Source organism: Pseudorhodobacter antarcticus, from assembly GCF_900110135.1.
Classification (GTDB): domain Bacteria; phylum Pseudomonadota; class Alphaproteobacteria; order Rhodobacterales; family Rhodobacteraceae; genus Pseudorhodobacter; species Pseudorhodobacter antarcticus.
Window position 1 is genome coordinate 1 of sequence record NZ_FOCO01000049.1, and the last position, 20,277, is coordinate 20,277.

The window sequence follows — 20,277 nt, forward strand, 5'->3', positions numbered from 1 at the left end:
TTGTGATTGCGCGGCACCGGCACGATGGAGGCATCCAGAATCTGACCGCCGCGCGCAATATAGCCCCGCCGCGCCAAATGACCGTCAAACAGCCCAAACAACTCCTCGACTTTGCCCGCCTGCGCCAGCGCATCGCGGTAAAGCCATACCGTCTTGGCGTCCGCTGCCCGGCAGTGGTTTGCCTACAAACCACGAGAGGGGGGCACCCGGTCCCCGAGCCCAAGCCCCAGGAAGCGCATAAAGGAAAGCCGGTCGCGGACCTGATATTCGATCTGATCATCCGACAGGTTGTAAAGCGCGCTCAGAACCAGTGTCTTGAACATCAGCACTGCGTCCATCGGCTTGCGCCCGGCGCGGGACTTGCGATCCGCATCCGGCTTGCGCCAGACCCGCTCAAGAGCCGGACGAAACGCCTCCCACGGCACGACGACATCAATTTCGACCAGCGGGTCCTTCTTGGCGTCGAGGCTCGCGTAACGGTCCGAAAGATCGAAAAAACCCATCTGTGCCATCGCCGCATCCCCACTGCCGGTTCACTGTCTCACTATGCCGCAATGCAGGGGGTGGGGCAATTTATAGAGGTGCCCTTTAGAGATAGCCGACAGTGTCCTTAACGGCTCAACTGGGCAAAAAGACGCGCCCGACCCGCAATCCAAATGCTGAAAAGCGGTGTAGCGTGTGGCGATTTTGCGCTACACGTCCGCATTTCCCCCATTGATTTCATTAGATATTTTTGATCTATATGATACTAGCTGCGTCCCTTTTCGGGGTGTTAGGTTAAAAATGGTCAAACCTTCTGAAATTGACGCAGATTAAGTACTTGTTTTTAATCAATTTTAATTTCCGCCCAAGTCAGACCTTCTGAACGCCGTCAGCCGCATGCGGCACTGCTTCCCCCTGAGGTATTTTTGCCAAGATGAATTGGGCGTTACTCCAATTCCACAAGCAAATCTTTGGCGTCGATTTGCGCGCCGGGGGTGATGTGGATGGCCTTGATGGTCGCGGCGCGGTCGGCGTGCAGCCCGGTTTCCATTTTCATCGCTTCGATCGTCAGCAACAGATCACCTGCGTTGACTTTTTGACCCAGGGTGATCGCCACGGACGCAATGGACCCCGGCATCGGCGCACCGATGTGGCATGCGTTGCCTTCGGCCGCTTTGGGGCGGGCGGTGGTTTTCGCTTTTACCGCACGGTTGGCCACGCGAATGACGCGGGGCTGGCCGTTCAGTTCAAAGAACACTTTGACATCGCCATCATCGCTGGTTTCGGCAACCGCTTGCAGCCGAATTTCCAGCGTTTTGCCGGGGTCGATTTCGGCTGTAATCTCCTCTCCCGCGTCCATGCCATAGAAGAAGGTGCGGGTGGGCAGGGCGCGCACGGGGCCATAAAGGCGGTGGCGCGCGCGGTAATCCATGAAGACTTTGGGGTACATCAAGTAGCCGTTCAGGTCTTCGTCATCCACGGTTTCCTCATCCGGCTCCTCCGCCCCTGCTGCCAGATCGGCGGCGAGTTGCGCGCGCACGGCGTCCAGATCGACGGGGGGCAGATGCGCGCCGGGGCGGTCGGTCATGGGTTTTTCACCTTTGAGGACTTTGGCGAGGATGGCATCCGGCCAGCCGCCATGCGGTTGCCCCAAATTGCCGCGCAGCATGTCCATGACCGAATCCGGGAACACCACATCCACGGCCGGGTCTTCGACCTGCGCGCGGTTCAACCCTTGGGCGACCATCATCAACGCCATATCCCCCACCACTTTGGACGATGGCGTGACTTTGACGATATCACCAAACATCTGGTTCACATCGGCATAGGTTTGCGCGACTTCGTGCCAACGCTCCTCCAGCCCCAATGACCGCGCTTGCGCTTTCAGGTTGGTGAACTGGCCGCCGGGCATTTCATGCAAGTACACCTCAGACGCCGGGGCTTGCAGGCCGCTCTCGAACGCGGCGTAATGGGCGCGCACCCCTTCCCAATAGTTGGAAATCTCGCGGATGGCGCCAATATTAAGGCCCGTGTCGCGGTCGGTATGGGCCAACGCCTCCACTATCGTGCCAAGGGTCGCTTGGGATGTGTTGCCCGACAGTGCATCCATCGCGCAATCCACCGCATCGACCCCCGCATCGGCGGCGGCGAGGATCGTGGCGCACGCAATCCCCGCCGTATCATGGGTGTGGAAATGGATGGGCAGGCCCACCTCCTCCTTCAGCGCCTTGACCAACGCTTTGGCGGCGGCGGGTTTCAACAGCCCCGCCATATCCTTTAGGCCCAGAACATGTGCGCCCCCTGCCTTCAATTCGCGCCCCATGGCGACGTAATATTTCAGGTCATATTTGGCGCGGTCGGGGTTCAGCATATCACCGGTATAGCAAATCGTGCCTTCACAGACTTTGTTCGCTTCTTGAACTGCGTCCATCGCCACGCGCATGTTTTCTACCCAATTCAGGCTATCAAACACCCGGAACACATCGATGCCCGTATCGGCGGCCTGCGCCACAAAGGACTGCACCACATTGTCAGGGTAATTGGTATAGCCCACACCATTGCTGGCGCGCAGCAGCATTTGCGTCATCACATTGGGCATGGCCGCGCGAATATCGCGCAAGCGTTGCCACGGACATTCCTGCAAGAACCGGTAGGCGACATCAAACGTGGCCCCGCCCCAACATTCCACCGAAAACAAACCACCCAGATTAGCGGCATAGGCGGGCGTGACCCGGATCATATCAATCGACCGCATCCTCGTTGCCAACAGCGATTGGTGCCCGTCGCGCATTGTGGTGTCGGTGATCAGCAATTTGGTCTGCGCCAGCATCCAATCGGCCACGGCTTGCGGGCCTTTTTGCTCCAGCAAGTTGCGCGTGCCCATCTGTGGCTCGCCGTGCAGGGCAGGGGGTTTGGGGTGGCGAATACCGGTCGCGGGCACGGGGCGGCCTGCGGTTTCGGGATGCCCGTTGACCGTGATATCCGCGATATAGGTCAGGATTTTCGTCGCCCGATCCCGGCGTTTCTTAAAATCCATCAGGTCGGGCGTGGTGTCGATAAACTTGGTGGTATAAGTGTTGTCCAAAAATGTCGGATGTTTCAGCAGGTTTTCGACAAAGGCGATGTTGGTGGAAACCCCGCGAATACGGAACTCGCGCAGCGCCCGGTCCATCCGCGCAATCGCCTTTTCGGGTGTCTGCGCCCAAGCCGTCACTTTCACCAACAGACTGTCGTAATACCGCGTGATCACACCGCCCGCATAGGCCGTGCCACCATCCAAACGAATCCCCATGCCCGTGGCAGAACGGTACGCGGTCAAACGGCCATAATCGGGGATAAAGTTGTTTTGCGGGTCCTCGGTCGTCACCCGGCATTGCAGCGCGTGGCCCGACAGGGTCACATCGGCTTGGGTCGCGGCACCCGTCGCCTCGGCCAGCGTTTTACCTTCGGCAATGCGGATCTGCGCTTGCACGATGTCAATGCCCGTCACTTCTTCGGTTACGGTGTGTTCCACCTGCACGCGCGGGTTCACCTCGATGAAATAGAATTTGTCGTCATCCATATCCATCAGGAATTCGACGGTGCCCGCACATTCATACCCAACATGGGCGCAAATTTTGCGGCCCAATTCGCAAACCTCCGCCCGCTGCGCATCGGTCAAATAGGGCGCGGGCGCGCGTTCCACCACCTTTTGGTTGCGGCGCTGCACAGAACAATCGCGCTCATACAGGTGATAGATTTCGCCGTGCTTATCGCCAAGGATTTGCACCTCAACATGGCGGGCGCGCAGGATCATCTTTTCAAGGAACCCCTCGCCATTGCCAAACGCCGCTTCGGCCTCGCGCCGCCCTTCGCGCACTTTGTCCACCAACTCGGCTTCCGCGTTGATGGGCCGCATCCCGCGCCCACCACCGCCCCACGATGCTTTCAGCATCAACGGGTATCCCACCGCCGCCGCCTCCAACTTGATCGCGTCAAAATCGTCGCCAAGCACGTCCGTGGCGGGAATAACAGGCACCCCCGCCGCCACCGCCACCCGCCGCGCGCTGGCTTTATCGCCCAACGCCCGCATGGTTTCGGCCTTGGGGCCGATAAAGGTGATGCCCGCTTTGTCGCAGGCATCCACAAAATCGGGGTTCTCTGACAGCAGGCCGTAACCGGGATGGATCGCATCCGCCCCCGCCATTTTCGCCACGCGGATAATCTCGGGGATGGACAGGTAGGCGCCCACGGGCGACAGCCCCTCGCCAATCCGGTACGCCTCATCCGCTTTGAAACGGTGCAGGCCCAGCTTGTCCTCCTCCGCGTAAACCGCCACAGTTTTCTTGCCCATTTCATTGGCAGCGCGCATGATGCGGATGGCAATCTCGCCTCGGTTTGCGATCAGGATTTTGCGGAATTCGGCCATGTTGGGTCCCCCAAGGTCGGTCATTTCTCCGCACTCTAGGGATGCCGCAGTGCAGCGCAACATATTCTTCGCCTTTTCTTGAAACATTTGTGAAAGAAGCGGGGGAATGGCCCCGCCTCACCGCTTGCGCCCCAATCACCGCTTGCATTTATGGAACATTAGCAGAACAGCCCTTTTCCTGCGCGCGCAAACCCGCTAAGCTGTCCGTATGAATAGCTATGATGAAAACGACGCCTTTGAAGCGGCCGCTGCGCCCCAACCTGCCGGGCTGTCCTTGTCGCAACGCGCCATGGCTGCGCGGCCCGCCCCCTATATGGACGGGCTAAACCCCGCCCAACGTGCGGCGGTAGAGGCGATGGATGGTCCCGTCCTAATGCTGGCAGGCGCTGGCACGGGCAAAACCAAAGCGCTGACCACCCGCATCGTGCATATGCTGAACACCGGGCGCGCCAACCCGAATGAAATCCTCGCTGTGACCTTTACCAACAAAGCCGCACGCGAGATGAAAGACCGTGTGGGCCGCATGATGGGCGGGGCAGATGGGATGAAATGGATGGGCACCTTCCATTCGATTTCCGTCAAAATCCTGCGCCGCCACGCCGAATTGGTCGGGCTGAAAAGCAATTTCACCATTCTGGATACTGACGACCAACTTCGCCTGCTAAAACAACTGATCGCCGCCAACAGCATTGATGAAAAACGCTGGCCCGCGCGGATGCTGGCGGGCCTGATCGACAGTTGGAAAAACCGCGCATGGACGCCCGAAAAGGTGCCATCGGCCGAAGGCAGCGCCTATAACAACCGTGGCACCGAACTATACGCGCAGTATCAAAAACGCCTTTTGGACCTGAACGCCACCGATTTTGGCGATCTTTTGCTGCACACCGTCACCATTTTCCAAACCCACCCCGACATCCTTGCGCAATACCAACGCTGGTTCAAATTCATTTTGGTCGACGAATATCAAGATACCAACGTCGCCCAATACCTGTGGCTGCGCCTGCTGGCCCAAGCGCATAAAAACATCTGCTGCGTGGGCGATGATGACCAGTCGATTTACGGCTGGCGCGGGGCGGAGGTCGGCAATATCTTGCGGTTCGAATCCGATTTCCCCGGCTGCCATGTGGTGCGCTTGGAACAAAATTACCGCTCCACCCCGCATATCCTGGCGTCCGCCTCTGCCGTGATCGCAGGCAATTCAGGCCGCCTTGGTAAAACCCTGTGGACGGATGAGACGGAGGGCGAAAAGCTGCGCCTGATCGGCCATTGGGACGGTGAGGAGGAAGCCCGTTGGATCGGGGATGAGGTGGAGGCGCTGCAACGCGGCACCCGCCACATGGACCCCCACAGCCTTGATGATATGGCAATTTTGGTCCGCGCATCCCATCAAATGCGCGCATTTGAAGACCGCTTTATGACTATCGGTCTGCCGTACCGCGTGATTGGCGGCCCGCGTTTCTATGAACGCGCAGAGATTCGCGATGCGATGGCCTATTTCCGCCTCGCCATTTCCCCCGCCGATGATTTGGCGTTTGAACGCATCATCAACACCCCCAAACGCGGCCTTGGCGACAAAGCGCAGCAATCCATCCAACGCACCGCGCGCGATGGTGGCATGCCACTGCTGAACGGCGCGCGCCGATTGCTGGGCGATGGCGGCGTGTCGGGCAAAGGGGCCGGGCAACTGCGCGCCTTTACCGAAGGCATGGCGCGCTGGCACGAAGCAACTTTGGTTCCAGATTACAACCACATCACGCTGGCCGAGGCGATTTTGGAGGAATCCGGCTACATCGCCATGTGGCAAAACGACAAAACGCTCGAGGCACCGGGGCGGCTGGAAAACTTGAAAGAATTGGTCAAAGCGTTGGAACAGTTTGAGAACCTGCAAGGGTTTTTGGAGCATGTCAGCCTGATCATGGATAACACGACCGAGGAACAAGGTGCCAAGATCAGCATCATGACCTTGCACGCCGCCAAAGGCCTTGAATTTCCCGCCGTGTTTCTGCCGGGGTGGGAGGATGGCCTGTTCCCCAGCCAACGCAGCATGGATGAAAGCGGCAAAAAGGGGTTGGAGGAGGAGCGAAGGCTGGCCTATGTCGGCATCACCCGCGCGGAAAAATTATGTACCATTTCCTTTGCCGCCAACCGCCGGGTGTATGGGCAATGGCAAAGTCAGTTGCCCAGCCGGTTTATCGACGAACTTCCCAGCGCCCATGTCGATATCCTAACCCCCCCCGGCCTTTACGGCGGCGGGTTTGGCGCGGCCGCCCCCGCGCCAAAACTGGAAGAACGGGTGGCGCAGGCCGATGTCTATAACTCACCCGGTTGGCGCCGGATGCAAGACCGTGCCGCACAGCGCGGCACCTCGCAACCGCGCGAGGCGAAAAACACCGTGATTGATCTGGCCGCCGTATCGTCCTTCACCATCGGCGACCGCGTGTTTCACCAAAAATTCGGCTATGGCACGATTGGCGGGATTGAAGGCGACAAACTGGCCGTGGAATTTGACAAAGCCGGGCCAAAACATGTGGTGGCGGGGTTTGTCACCGCAGCCGATCAGTCGCATGATCTGCCGTTTTGATGCGGGGCAGGCGGCGGATAGGTATTTGGACCAAGCCGAATGGGCAGGTCAGGGCTTTTTGACCCATCGTTCCATCGCGTAAATGCCAATGCCCGCCAGCAACCCCCAAAACGCAGCGCCAATACCGAAAAATGAGACGCTGGATGCGGTGGTGACCAGCGTGACCAAAGCGGCAAAACGTTGGTCGGGCACCGCAAACGCCCCTGCCGCAGCCCCCATCAACGGCCCCAGCAGGCCCAAAGCGACGAGGGCCGCGATCAGCGGCTGCGGCAGGGCTGCGATCATCGGGATGATCAGCGGGCTGAACAGGCCCAAAGTCACCCATATCCCGCCATAGGCAAGGCCCACTTTCCAGCGCTGGCTGCGGTCGGGATGCGTGTCATCGGCAAGGCAAATCGCCGCCGTTATGGCTGCCATGCTGATCGGGGGTGCGCCCGCAAACCCACTTATGAATGACGCAAACCCCGTGCCCACCAACCCCGGCCGCACCGTGGCTGCGTACCCATGCGCGCGCTGCACCGCAAACCCCGGCAAATTTTGCGACGCCATTGTGACCAGATACAAAGGCACCCCCAACCCCAGCAGCACCGACGCGCGCAATTCCGGCTTGATCAGTGTGATTTGCGGCAAGGGCAACGCCAGCGGCGGCATTTGCGCGCCACCCAGCGCAAAGGCCAAAACAATCCCGGTGGCAAGCGCGCCCAGCACCGCCATCGCAGGGCTTTTCAACCGCACGATCGCAAACACCGCGATCATCGGCAGCACCAGCCCCGGCAAATCTTGCACCGCGCGGGTCAACGGCAGGCAAAACGGCAGCAAAACCCCCGCCAACATCCCCGCCGCCAACCCATCCGGGATACGCTGCACCAAGCGGCCCAGTGGCCCCCAAACGCCCGTCAGCATCACAAGGCTGGCGGCCACGCAAAACGCGCCCACAGCCTCGGGGACCGAAATCCCGGTGCTTGCCGCCATCAGCGCCAGCCCCGGCGTGGACCAGGCCAAAACCACCGGCACGCGGGTATGAAAACTCAGTATCCCGCTGGTTATCCCTTTGGCCACGCACACCGCAAACACCATCGACGCGGTTTGCGCCGGTGTCGCCCCCAGCGCCGCCGCCGCTGCCAGCAAAACCGCAATCGTGCTGCCATAGCCGATCAGGGACGCAACCAGTGCATTGGTGATCAAAGATGCCCGCATGTGCTGTGCCCCCGCCTTTGTGCGTTCGGCCTTGTGCGCCCGCCATTTGGCCGGACTATTTCTGCGCAAAGCACAGATCGCAAGCGGAAACCTTGGGCGGAGGGGGGAGGAAACGGCTGCTCCCTCGGGAGGAGGAAAAGCGGCCGCCGTTTCGTTTCACCCGTTACCCCCGAGGGAGGAGGGGGGGCCGGGGAAAGACCGGGGCGCGCAAACGCCCCAATTTTTTGTGCAGCGACCCCGGGGAGGAGGATCGGGGCCGCTGCGGGTTACGTCCAACCTCGGGAGGAGGTGAGGCCGGGCGTCTGATATGGGGTGATCACGCAGACCAACACCCGAAACTTTGTGCAGCGACCCCGGGGAGGAGGATCGGAGCCGCTGCATATCCCGCCCGGCCCAAGGGAGGAGGAGTGGGCCGATCGGTAACCATAGAAACGTCGCACGCCGCGATCCGTTCCCTTTGTAAAATACGGCGACACGAGGGAGGAGGAAACGTGTCGCCGTTGTCGCATGAGGTCCGGGGAGGAGGATCGGACCCTTGCAATCTAAATGTTACTTGCCGTACGCCGCTTCAAGGGCGATGCGCGTGATCATGGAGCGCGAGATGCCCAGATCGGTCAATTCACGGGTCGACAATGCGCGCAGTTCCGCAACAGTCTGGTTGTAAACGCTGCGACGGCGCATGCTGTCTTTGATCGATTTCATCACGTTTGCCATGCGGTCCAAAAGGCCAGCGCCAGCAACGGTGGAAGTGTTTATATAAGCCATGTTCAGCCTCGTCTTTCTATCATCAAAAGCGCTATGTTCTGCGCTGTTGGATTTAACATGGGGTATTTGCTGCGAATGCACAATAGCACGATGCTGCAATGCAGCTATGCAATTTTGGAATGGCAAAAACCCCTAATTTACGCAACGTAAACAGGCGCTTCGCCTTATTTTTGCCCAATTGGTCAACACGCCCTTGCCCTTTGCCTCCAATATGACAATTCTGCACCAAAATCAGGCGGGGAATGGACAATGGCGTTGGATAAAGACACGGTGATGGCAGCTTTGGCAGGGGTCGCCGTTCCAGGCGGTGGCACCCTTGTGTCGCAGGATTTGATCCGCGCGCTGGTCATTGATGGCGACAATATCCGCTTTGTGATTGAGGCGGCAACCCCAGACGCCGCCCGCGCGCTGGCCCCCGTGCAAGCGGCGGCGGAGGCGGCGGTCCGCGCCTTGCCCGGTGTGGCCCAAGTGCACGTTGTGATGACCGCACATGGCCCTGCGGCAAAACCGCCCGGCCTGAAAATTGGCCAACACCCCACACCCCAACAGGGCGGTCCCGCTCCGATCAACGGCATCGACCGGATCATCGCCGTGGGTTCGGGCAAGGGCGGCGTTGGCAAATCCACCGTGTCGTCCAACCTTGCCGTGGCGCTGGCCAAACAGGGCAGGCGGGTGGGCTTGCTGGACGCCGACATTTACGGCCCCTCGCAGCCGCGCATGATGGGCGTCAACAAACGCCCCGCCTCCCCCGATGGCAAACTCATCATCCCGCTGCAGGCCCATGGTGTCACTGTCATGTCCATCGGCCTGATGCTGAAAGAGGATGAGGCGGTCGTGTGGCGCGGCCCCATGATCATGGGCGCGCTGCAACAACTGCTAACCCAAGTGCAATGGGGCGATCTGGATATCCTGATTATTGATTTGCCGCCGGGCACGGGCGACATCCAACTGACCCTGTGCCAGCGCACGCAATTGACGGGCGCGATCGTGGTATCCACCCCGCAAGATGTCGCCATGCTGGATGCCCGCCGCGCGCTGGATATGTTCGCCAAGCTGAAAACGCCGGTTTTGGGGTTGATCGAAAACATGTCCACCTACATCTGCCCGAACTGCGGGCATGAGGCGCATCTGTTCGGCCACGGCGGCGTGGCGCTGGAGGCGGCGCAGATCGGCGTGCCCTTCCTTGCGGAATTGCCGCTGGAACTCGACACCCGGCTGGCGGGCGATGCGGGCACCCCGATTGCCTTGGGCGATGGCCCCGCAGCCCGCGCCTATGCACAGCTTGCGCAACGATTGATCGCGGGCGGCATGGCCTAAGCTATCCTTTACCCCAAGACATAGGCCGCGCCGGGACACTGCAGCGCGGCCTTTTTCACATCCGCTGTGGGACAGCGTGGGAAAGGCCTGCCAAAATTATGGGAAATCTTGGGAACCGCGCCCCAAAATACTCAGATTCCGAATCACTTCGTCGTGAATCCCCTTATTTTTGACCCGTTTCCCCGCATATCAGGGGTTCAATGGGCCAAATTTGTGGCGTAGACCGCAAGATTGCGAAAATAATTGGGATATTCTGGGAGTGATGTTTCGGGCAGGGTGCATCTACATATAGTGGTCCATTGACCCACTTTACAGCACAATTAGATCAAATCCCGCAACAGTGACCCCTACATGCTGTTTCCCGCACCCTTGTAGAACTACATATGCCCATCTTTCCCCAAAATTTCCATTGCGTCCCATGAAATCCCATGGCAAAACAAGTTCACGGAAGCGAGAGACGGGCACAAAAAAACAGGGGCAACCAAAGACCCCGAAAAGGCGAAAATAGCAGGCTCATACAGGCAACCGCTTTTTCGCTTCCGAATGACAACGAAATCCGGCGCGCGAGCGAGCAGACATCCCCCCAGGTGGCGCACGCAGTCGGTTACCCCGGAAACGGGACAGGGCGGCGGATTGGGCAGTGGCAGCAGCCCAATCCGCCGTTGTCCGTTTTACGGAGGGTTTTGGCTGAACACCAAAATGCACCCGTGCAGCGGATCAACCAAGACTAAAAGGATGCAAGGGGCGAAAACACCGTGTCGGACGACTTCAGAGGCGAATACTACCAAAAGGTAGATAATAAGGCGCGGGTTTCTATCCCTGCGGCTTTTCGCCGTGTCCTCGATGCAGGTGATCCCCCCAGCACCGAATTTCCCCGCACCCGCATCGTGATGGTTTACGGCGGCAAAACCCGCCAATTCGTCGAATGTTACACCGTGGCCGATGCCGACAGGCTGGCCGCGCGCGTGCGCAAATTGCCGATGGGGTCCAAAGAACGTCAGGTCGCGGAACGCGATTTGATCACCCGGTCGCTGACCGCCGAAATTGATGAAAGTGGCCGCATCGTTTTGCCGCAAAAGGTCCGCGATAAAATCGGCTTTGATGATGGCGATGAAACCGCCTTTGCGGGCACGCTGAACCGGTTTCAAATCTGGAACCGCGACACCTATGACGCCGTGAACGGCAGTCTTGATGATGATGACAACGATGATCTGCTGGGTGGTATGGACGTGTTGTCGCTGCTTGGCGACATTGATTCCGGGGAATAGGCCGTGCAAACCCGCGATCCTGCCCCTGATCGCCCGCATATCCCCGTATTGATCGGCCCCATTCTTGCAGCGGTGGCCCCGGTTTCGGGCCATTGGCTGGATGGAACCTTCGGGGCAGGGGGCTATGCCCGCGCTTTGCTGGATGCGGGGGCCGCGCGCGTAACGGGCGTGGACCGTGACCCTTTGGCGCTGGAAATGGCCGCCGCGTGGTTGCCCGAATACGGCAACCGCCTTGCCCTTATCCCCGGCACGTTCTCCGACCTCGACACACTGGCGGGCGAACCTTTGGACGGTGTTGTGCTTGATCTGGGCGTGTCGTCCATGCAGCTGGACCAGGCCGCGCGCGGCTTTTCCTTTGCCAAGGATGGCCCCTTGGACATGCGCATGGCGCAAGACGGCGACAGCGCCGCCGATTTGGTCAACGCGGCCTCCGAACAAACCCTTGCCGATATCCTCTATCACTATGGCGAAGAACGCGCCTCGCGCCGCATCGCCCGCGCGATTGTTGCCGCGCGGGATGCGGCCCCCATCACAACAACCCTGCAACTCGCAGCAATTGTGGCGGGCTGTTTGCCGCGCCCCAAACCCGGCCAATCGCACCCCGCCACCCGCAGCTTTCAGGCCATTCGCATCGCGGTAAACACCGAATTTGATGAACTTATCAACGGCCTTATGGCCGCCGAGCGCGCTTTGAAACCCGGTGGCATCCTTGCCGTTGTGACCTTCCACAGTCTGGAAGATCGCATCGTCAAACGCTTCTTTCAAAACCGCTCTGGTAATGATGCAGGCGCAAACCGCTATGCCCCCGCCACGCAGAATGAGGCACCTCGCTTTACCCTGCTGTCCAAAGGGGCCACCGCACCCGATGCCGATGAAATCGCGCAAAACCCCCGCGCACGCTCGTCCAAACTGCGCATCGGGCGGCGCACCGATGCCCCCGCAGGCCCGGTTGATCCCGCCAGCCTTGGCGTGCCGATGCTGCCCAAAACCCAGTCCCGTTCTGCCAAAACCCAGTCCCGTTCTGCCAATAAAGGACACCGCTGATGCGCCCGCTCCTCTATATTTTCTCCGCCCTTGTCCTGATGTCGCTGGCGTTTTGGGCCTACCGCGAAAATTACGCGACCCAAAGCGCGCAAAAAGACGTGTCGCGCCTTCAGTCCGAAATCGCTTATCTGCGCGAAGGTTTGTCGCAGCAACGCGCCGAATGGGCCTATCTCAACCGCCCCTCGCGCTTGCGCGATCTGGCCGCGCTGAACTTTGACAGCCTTGGCTTGTTGCCGATGCAACCGGGCCAGTTTGGCCGCGTCGATCAGGTCGTGTTCCCGCTGCCGCCCCTTGATTTTTCGCAAATGGGCCCGCCCATCGACACAATCGGCACCCTTGATACTGAGGTGGACCCGCTATGACCCGCACCCCCCTGCGCCCCCTTGCCCGCATTCTGTCTGCCCGCGAAAAGGGTGAAAACCCCGACCATATCGAACGCGAAAACATCCGCCTGCGCGCCGAGGTCACGCGTGCCAGCTCCCAAACCCGTGCCGAAGGCCGGCTTTTGCTGCTGGGCCTTGCGTTTTTTGCCGCTTTCACGGTTGTCGGCGCACGCATGGGCCTGCTTGCCGCGTCCGAACCCATGGAACCGCGCACCGCTGCCACAGGCCAGGAAATCAGCGGCCGCCGCGCCGATATCACGGACCGCAATGGCCGCTTGATGGCCACCAACCTCTCCACCCACGCGCTCTATGCCCATCCCAAACAGATGGTCGACCCGGCCCGCGTCGCGCGCGAACTCGCGGTGCTGTTCCCCGATATGAACGCAAGCGACCTTGAACGCCGCTTTACCGATGGCCGCTCTTTCTTGTGGCTGCGCAAAAAACTCAGCCCCGAACAGATGCAGTCGGTGCATGACATCGGCGATCCCGGCCTATTGTTTGGCCCCCGCGACATGCGCCTTTATCCCAACGGCAAACTGGCCGCCCATATCCTTGGCGGCGCGTCCTTTGGGGCCGAAGGCGTCCATTCCGCCGAAGTGATTGGCGTTGCTGGCATCGAACGCGCGCTGGATACCCGCCTGCGCGACCCCGCACAGGCAAACACGCCGCTGGCCCTGTCGATTGATTTGACCGTGCAATCCACCATGACCGAGGTTTTGGAGGCGGGCATGGTCATGATGAACGCCAAAGGGGCCGCCGCCGTGATGATGGACGTGCATACGGGCGAAATTATCGCCATGGCCTCCTTGCCCGATTTCGACCCCAATGATCGCCCTTCGCCGCTGCTGAAAGGTGATCCCGCTGACAGCCCGCTCTTTAACCGCGCGGTCCAAGGCGTCTATGAACTCGGCTCTACCGCCAAAATCCTCACCTCCGCACAGGCGATGGAACTGGGGCTGGTCAACGCCGACACGATGGTCGATGCGAACGCTCCCCTGCGCTGGGGCAAACATAAGATCGGCGAATTTGAAGGCAAAAACTACGGGCCTTTGCTGTCGGTCACCGATGTCATCGTCAAATCATCCAACGTCGGCACCGCCAATCTGGCGCTTAAAATCGGCGGCGACCGCCAGCAGGCATTTTTCAAAACCATGGGCCTGTTCGATCCCGTCCCGATTGAACTGTCCGAGGCATCGACCGCCGCTCCCCTGATCCCCAAACGCTGGGCCGATATTGTCACCATCACCACCTCTTACGGCCACGGCATGTCCGTCAGCCCGATGCATCTGGCCTCTGCATACGCCGCCATCGCCAACAATGGCATCAAATTGCAACCCACCTTGCTGCGCCGCGACCGCGCCCCCGAAGGGCGGCGCGTGCTGTCCGAGGCGAACGCAAAAGCCGCCGCCTCCATGCTGCGCCAAGTCGTGACGCGCGGCACCGCCTCAATGGGCGAGGTGGAAGGCTATGAGGTCGGCGGCAAAACCGGCACCGCCGACAAGGTCAAAGCCACCGGCGGCTATGATAAAGGTAAGAACATCAACACCTTCGCCGCGATGTTCCCCGCCTCCGACCCGCAATATGTCATCGTGGTCACGCTGGATGAAGCATCCGAAAACACCGGCCCCAAACCGCGGCGCACCGCAGGCTGGACCACAGTCCCCGTCACCGCCGAGGTGATCCGCCGCACCGCCCCCTTGCTGGGCCTGCGTCCCAAAATCGACTACGCACCCGTGGCCTCTGCCGCATCGGCCACAACCCCGGTGGAATGATCGACCCCAATCCCATAACCAGAACCAAACCCAAAACCCATAACGGCCGCGAAAACCCCGCAAAACCCGTCACACATCCGGTTGCCTTTCCCCGCCTTTCCCCGGATACAAGGGGCACGAATAAGCAACCGGGGGCAGGGGCATGACACAGGCCAGAAAACTCAGCGACCTTGGCCTCACGGCGCGCGGTGGCAGCAATCCGACCATCGCTGGCCTTTGCGTCGACAGCCGCTTGGCCACCAATGGAGTGCTGTTCGCGGCCTTGCCGGGCAGCCTCATCCACGGCGCGCATCACGCCGCCGCTGCCGTGGCGCGCGGGGCCACCGCCATTCTGACCGATGCCGAAGGGGCCACCATTCTGCGCGCCGAATTGGGTGACAGCCCAACCGCCATCATCGTGACCGAAGATGCGCGCGCCGCCCTCGCATACACGTCCGCCCTGTGGTTTGCCGATCAACCCGATACCGTCGTGGCGGTCACAGGCACCAACGGCAAAACCTCCGTCGCCACCTTCACCCGCCAAATCTGGATGGCGCTGGACCATGCCGCCATCAACATCGGCACCACGGGCGTCGAAGGGTCGTGGCACGCCCCATCGCCCCACACCACCCCCGAACCCATCACCCTGCACCGCCTGTTGGCCGATGCCGCAGATGCAGGCATCACCCACGCCGCGATGGAGGCGTCATCGCACGGCCTTGATCAGCGCCGCCTTGATGGCGTCACCCTGACCGCCGCAGGCTTCACCAACTTCACCCAAGATCACCTCGATTATCACCATACGTTTGAAGCGTATTTTGACGCCAAAGCCGCCCTATTCACCCGCTTGTTGCCCGAAGATGGCGTGGCCGTGATCAACATCGACGACCCGCGCGGCCCCGACATGGCAGCCTTGGCCGAGGATCGCGGCCAAGACGTGTTGCGCGTGGGCCGCAGCCCGCTTGCCGATCTGCGCTTGCTGGGCCAGCGGTTCGATGCCACCGGCCAAGATATCCGCGTCGAATGGCTGGGCGAGGCGTATCAAATCCGCCTTGGCCTCATCGGGGGGTTCCAAGCCGAAAACGTGCTGCTCGCCGCGGGTCTGGTGATCGCTGCGGGCGATGATCCTGCCCGCATTTTCAACGCGCTGCCGCAACTCACCGGGGTGCGTGGCCGCATGCAACTGGCCGCCACCCGCCAAAACGGCGCATCCGTTTTCGTTGATTACGCCCATACCCCCGATGCGGTGGCCACCGCCCTCAAGGCGCTGCGCCCGCATGTGATGGGCCGCATCGTGGTAGTGTTCGGCGCAGGCGGCGACCGCGATACCGCCAAACGCCCTCTGATGGGGCAGGCCGCGCGCGACCACGCCGACATCTTGTTCGTGACCGATGATAACCCAAGGTCCGAAGATCCGGCCCTCATCCGCGCCGCGATCATGGCCGCGTGTCCAGATGCCACCGAAGTTCCCGACCGCGCCGAGGCAATCTTGCGCGGCGTCGATGCGCTCGGTCCCGGCGATGCGCTGCTGATCGCAGGCAAAGGCCACGAATCCGGCCAAACTATCAAAGGCCAAACCTATCCTTTCGATGATGTGGAACAAGCCTCCATCGCCGTCGCCGCCCTAGACGGCCTGATTTAGCGCAGCCAATTCCACCACCCGACGACTACCACCGACCACCCAGCCAGCCACCGATCACTCAACGACCACACACCGAATGATCACCCACCCACAAACTAATTCACCACCCTCAATTTCCACACCACACATTACCCTCCACCCTTCGCCATCAATCCCCACGCTCGCATATCAAACATCTGCCTTCCCACATGCGACTGCCCAACCTTTCCCAACCAACCCCTGACCTCCAGCCTCCCCCCCAAACCCCAATCACCACCCCCAACCCCAATCCCAACCCACCATCCCGTCAAAAGTAACCAATCCCCAAAAATTCCCCTTTCGTTTTCATCTTGGCCCAAATACCTCACGGGGGTCCGGGGGTGTGAAACCCCGGCGCTTGCCCAATGAACCGCCCCAATCCGCCCCAAACCACCAAAGGATCCCGCCATGACCCCGCTTTGGACCGCCCATGACGCCGCAACCGCCACGGCAGGCCAAACACCCAACGGTTGGGCCGCATCCGGCGTCTCCATCGACACGCGGACCCTGCAACCGGGTGATCTCTTCGTGGCCCTCACCGACCAGCGCGATGGCCATGATTTCGTGGCGCTGGCCTTGGCAAAAGGCGCCGCCGCCGCCCTCGTCTCGCGCATCCCCGAAGGGGTCCATCCCGATGCCCCCCTGCTGCTGGTCCCCGACGTTCTCAAGGCCCTCGAACAGCTCGCCACCGCCGCGCGCGCACGCACAAACGCCCGCGTGATCGGCGTCACAGGCTCGGTCGGCAAAACCTCCACCAAGGAAATGCTGCGGACCGCCCTTGGCGGCCAAGCGCGCGTCCATGCCGCTGAGGCGAGTTATAACAACCACTGGGGCGTCCCCCTCACCCTGGCGCGGATGTCCGCAGATACCGACATCGCTGTGGTCGAAATCGGCATGAACCACCCCGGCGAAATCGCGCCGCTGTCGCGCCTCACCCGCCCGCATGTGGTCATCATCACCACCGTCGCCCCCGCGCACCTAGAGGCGTTTGCAGACCTAAACGGCATCGCCGATGAAAAGGCCGCGATCATCGACGGGCTGGAACCCGGCGGCACCGCCATTCTGCCCGCTGACCTCGCCGTCACCCCCATCCTGACCGCCAAGGCCTCGATGGCAGGCGTGCGCACCGTGCTGTTTGGCACCCACGCGCAGGCCGATTACCGCCTCACGGATGTGCAAATCACCGAACACGCCACCATCGCGCGCGCCCGTCAAGCGGGGGCCGATATGCTCTTCAAACTCTCCACCCCCGGCAAACATTTCGCCGCCAACGCGCTGGCCGTGCTGGCCGCCTCCGATGCGCTTGGCCTTGACCGCGCCCTCACCAGCACCGACCTTGGCCGTTGGGCCCCCCCATCCGGGCGCGGCACCCGCGAAACCATTGTGCTGGATGACGTCGAAAACCTTTCCTTCGGGCTGATTGATGATGCGTTTAACGCCAACCCCGCCTCCACCGCCGCCGCCCTCGATTTGCTGGCCGCCTGCCACCCCACCAACCGCGTGGGCCGCATCAGCGTGGGCCGCCGCATCGCCATCCTCGGTGACATGCTCGAACTCGGCCCCACGGAAAACGCCCTGCACGCCGATATCGCCAACCACCCCGCCTTGCCCGACATCGCGCTGATCCATTGCGTTGGCCCCCGCATGCGCGCGCTGCATGATGCCCTGCCAAAATCCAAACGCGGCCACTGGGTGGAAACCGCCGCAGAACTGCTGCCAAAGGCCGCGCAACTGGCCGATGCGGGCGATATCGTGCTGGTCAAAGGGTCAAAAGGCATCAAAGTCAGCCTTTTGGTTGACGCCCTGCGCAAATTGGGGCACCCCTCCGCCGCACATCAAGGGAACGGTTGAATGCTTTACTGGCTTACGGAATTTTCGGACGGCGGCGACTTTTTCAACCTGTTTCGCTATATCACCTTTCGCGCGGGCATGGCGTTTTTCACCGCGCTGATTTTCGGCTTCGTGTTCGGCCTGCCGCTGATCAACCTGCTGCGCCGCCGCCAGGGCAAAGGCCAACCCATCCGCGACGATGGCCCCCAAACCCATTTCGCCAAAGCGGGCACCCCCACGATGGGCGGCCTCCTTATACTGTCGGCCCTCTTGTTCTCCACCCTCCTCTGGGCACGACTCGACAACCCCTACGTCTGGATTGTGCTGGGCGTCACCTTCGCCTTCGGCCTGATCGGGTTCGCCGATGATTACGCCAAAGTGTCAAAGCAAAACACCAAGGGCGTGTCCTCCAAACTCCGCTTCGGGCTTGGCCTGATCATCGCGATTACGGCCACCGCCGCCGCCGCCCATTTCCACCCAGAGGGGCTGTCCTACCAACTCGCGTTGCCCGTGTTCAAAGATGTGCTGATTAACATGGGCTGGTTTTTCATCCCCTTTGGCATGATTGTGATCGTCGGCTCCGCCAACGCAGTCAACCTGACAGACGGGTTGGACGGCCTTGCGATCATGCCCGTGATGATCGCGGCAGGCACCCTTGGCGTGATCGCCTATGTCGTCGGTAACTTCAATTACACCGACTATTTGGGCGTGCATTTCGTCCCCGGCACGGGTGAACTGCTCATCTTCACCGCGGCGCTCTTCGGCGGCGGCCTCGGCTTCCTGTGGTACAATGCCCCCCCGGCAGCGGTGTTCATGGGCGACACAGGCAGCCTCGCCTTGGGCGGCGCTTTGGGCGCCATCGCCGTCTGCACAAAACACGAAATCGTCCTCGCCATCGTCGGTGGGCTGTTCGTGGTCGAGGCGATGTCGGTCATCATCCAAGTCCTCTACTTCAAACGCACCGGCCGCCGCGTCTTCCTCATGGCCCCCATCCACCACCATTTTGAGAAGAAAGGTTGGGCCGAACCCCAAATCGTCATCCGCTTCTGGATCATTTCGCTGATCCTCGCGCTGATCGGCCTTGCCACGCTGAAACTGCGGTAAAAAAGGGGTGGTGGGTTTCACCCACCCTTCGGACAATGGCGTAGGCCGGGGTTCACCCCGGCTTTTGCACAACCACGCACAAACCCTTTCCCTTCACAAATATAGCTGTAAACTGCCGCGACGGTAGCAGGGTAAAGTATGTTGGAATTTCTCGACGGTTTCGGCAACGAAGGCAGCGCCATTGGCGGTATCGTCGCGCTTATTGTTGCGGTGGTCGGGTTTTTCACGTGGCTTTTCATCCGCAAAACGACCCCAAAAGCCGAAGTCGCCAACTTCCCGCCCCCCGTCCCAACACCACCAAACACCATTCAAATGGACGTCGAAGCCTTCACCACCCTCCAAACCAAACTCCGTGACGAAGCCCGCAAAGACCTCGAAAAAGCTCACGGCGCAGACCGCACCCGGCTGGAGGAGAAGATCGACGAACTCAACCGCCGCCTCGCCCAACCAGAGGAGGCGCTGGCCCAACAGCAAGCCATCATCACCCGGTTGGAGGAGGAACTGACCCGCCGCGCCAACACCCTTGGCGGCGACCGCGTCAACGCCGCCAAAACCGCCCTGAAAGCAGGCGACACCCACAAAGCCAAAGCATTGTTTGAGGAGATTAAGGCCCAAACCGCTCCCGATGTTACGGCCCATGCGGAGGCTGAATTGTAAGCGTCCGGTCTCACTGCCCTGCCTGCGTGATGGAGTGGGTGATAGTGTCCACCATCGGTAGTGGACATCTTGAGGTCGGTGATGGCGGGGAAGAAGGGTTTGAAGAACCGGATCTGGTCGGATGACGAGAAGCGCACGATTTGCGCGCAGACGTTGACGCCGGGCGTTTCGGTTGCACAGGTTGCGCGGCGCTATTCGATGAACGCGAACCTGATTTTCAAATGGCTGAAGGATACCCGGTTCGCGCCAGTGGAGGGTGGATCGTCGCCCGAGGAGAGTATCGCTATTGAAGGTGTTTTTCTTCCGGTCGAGATAGAAACGTCCACCTTG

The 20,277-nt window shown here is 60.8% G+C and carries 14 protein-coding genes and 1 pseudogene; 11 read left to right on the top strand and 4 right to left on the bottom strand.

Annotated features, from left to right (window positions below; translation table 11 throughout):
- Both BMY36_RS16480 and BMY36_RS16485 read right to left on the bottom strand, forming a co-directional pair.
- Nucleotides 1–512 (bottom strand): annotated as a pseudogene (locus tag BMY36_RS16480) (transposase); the annotation flags it as partial.
- Nucleotides 513–928: 416 nt separating this feature from the next.
- The gene (locus BMY36_RS16485; RefSeq protein WP_050520687.1) at nt 929–4,390 is read right to left on the bottom strand and encodes a pyruvate carboxylase; all 3,462 of its coding nucleotides are present in this window, start codon (nt 4,388–4,390) and stop codon (nt 929–931) included.
- A gap of 208 nt (nt 4,391–4,598) precedes the next feature.
- Between BMY36_RS16485 and BMY36_RS16490 the strand changes: the two genes are divergently transcribed.
- On the top strand, nt 4,599–6,971 hold the full coding sequence (locus BMY36_RS16490) for an ATP-dependent helicase (RefSeq protein ID WP_050520688.1): 2,373 nt from the start codon (nt 4,599–4,601) through the stop codon (nt 6,969–6,971).
- Between the two features lie 48 nt (nt 6,972–7,019).
- Here the strand turns inward: BMY36_RS16490 and BMY36_RS16495 are convergent, their stop codons facing one another.
- On the bottom strand, nt 7,020–8,168 hold the full coding sequence (locus BMY36_RS16495) for a benzoate/H(+) symporter BenE family transporter (RefSeq protein WP_050520689.1): 1,149 nt from the start codon (nt 8,166–8,168) through the stop codon (nt 7,020–7,022).
- Nucleotides 8,169–8,717: 549 nt separating this feature from the next.
- Nucleotides 8,718–8,933 carry a DUF1127 domain-containing protein gene (locus BMY36_RS16500; RefSeq protein WP_050520690.1) on the bottom strand — a complete coding sequence of 72 codons (216 nt, stop codon included), beginning with the start codon at nt 8,931–8,933 and terminating at the stop codon, nt 8,718–8,720.
- A 249-nt stretch (nt 8,934–9,182) separates the two neighbouring features.
- Here BMY36_RS16500 and BMY36_RS16505 point away from each other — a divergent pair, with 249 nt between their 5' ends.
- The 10 genes from BMY36_RS16505 to BMY36_RS16560 all read left to right on the top strand — a co-directional run.
- Complete coding sequence (locus BMY36_RS16505; RefSeq protein ID WP_050520691.1) at nt 9,183–10,250, top strand: Mrp/NBP35 family ATP-binding protein; 1,068 nt, start codon at nt 9,183–9,185, stop codon at nt 10,248–10,250.
- Nucleotides 10,251–11,005: 755 nt separating this feature from the next.
- Nucleotides 11,006–11,518 (top strand): division/cell wall cluster transcriptional repressor MraZ, encoded by a 513-nt coding sequence (locus BMY36_RS16515; protein WP_050520693.1) that lies wholly within the window; start codon nt 11,006–11,008, stop codon nt 11,516–11,518.
- 3 nt (nt 11,519–11,521) lie between these two features.
- Nucleotides 11,522–12,562 (top strand): 16S rRNA (cytosine(1402)-N(4))-methyltransferase RsmH, encoded by a 1,041-nt coding sequence (rsmH, locus tag BMY36_RS16520; RefSeq protein ID WP_050520694.1) that lies wholly within the window; start codon nt 11,522–11,524, stop codon nt 12,560–12,562.
- Complete coding sequence (gene ftsL, locus BMY36_RS16525; protein WP_050520695.1) at nt 12,562–12,924, top strand: cell division protein FtsL; 363 nt, start codon at nt 12,562–12,564, stop codon at nt 12,922–12,924. Before rsmH ends, ftsL begins: the two co-directional genes overlap by 1 nt.
- Nucleotides 12,921–14,717, top strand: coding sequence for a peptidoglycan D,D-transpeptidase FtsI family protein (locus BMY36_RS16530; protein ID WP_050520696.1), 1,797 nt, complete (start codon nt 12,921–12,923; stop codon nt 14,715–14,717). The genes ftsL and BMY36_RS16530 overlap by 4 nt, the downstream gene beginning before the upstream one ends.
- A 142-nt stretch (nt 14,718–14,859) precedes the next feature.
- Nucleotides 14,860–16,338, top strand: coding sequence for a UDP-N-acetylmuramoyl-L-alanyl-D-glutamate--2,6-diaminopimelate ligase (locus tag BMY36_RS16535; protein WP_050520697.1), 1,479 nt, complete (start codon nt 14,860–14,862; stop codon nt 16,336–16,338).
- Nucleotides 16,339–16,764: 426 nt separating this feature from the next.
- The gene (locus BMY36_RS16545) at nt 16,765–18,207 is read left to right on the top strand and encodes a UDP-N-acetylmuramoyl-tripeptide--D-alanyl-D-alanine ligase (protein ID WP_050520699.1); all 1,443 of its coding nucleotides are present in this window, start codon (nt 16,765–16,767) and stop codon (nt 18,205–18,207) included.
- A complete protein-coding gene (gene mraY, locus BMY36_RS16550; RefSeq protein ID WP_050520700.1) occupies nt 18,208–19,290 on the top strand; it encodes a phospho-N-acetylmuramoyl-pentapeptide-transferase in 1,083 nt (360 codons plus the stop codon).
- Nucleotides 19,291–19,428: 138 nt separating this feature from the next.
- A complete protein-coding gene (locus tag BMY36_RS16555) occupies nt 19,429–19,947 on the top strand; it encodes a hypothetical protein (RefSeq protein WP_050520701.1) in 519 nt (172 codons plus the stop codon).
- Nucleotides 19,948–20,028: 81 nt separating this feature from the next.
- A partial coding sequence (locus BMY36_RS16560) for a transposase (protein WP_139194105.1) occupies nt 20,029–20,277 on the top strand: 249 nt, incomplete at its 3' end.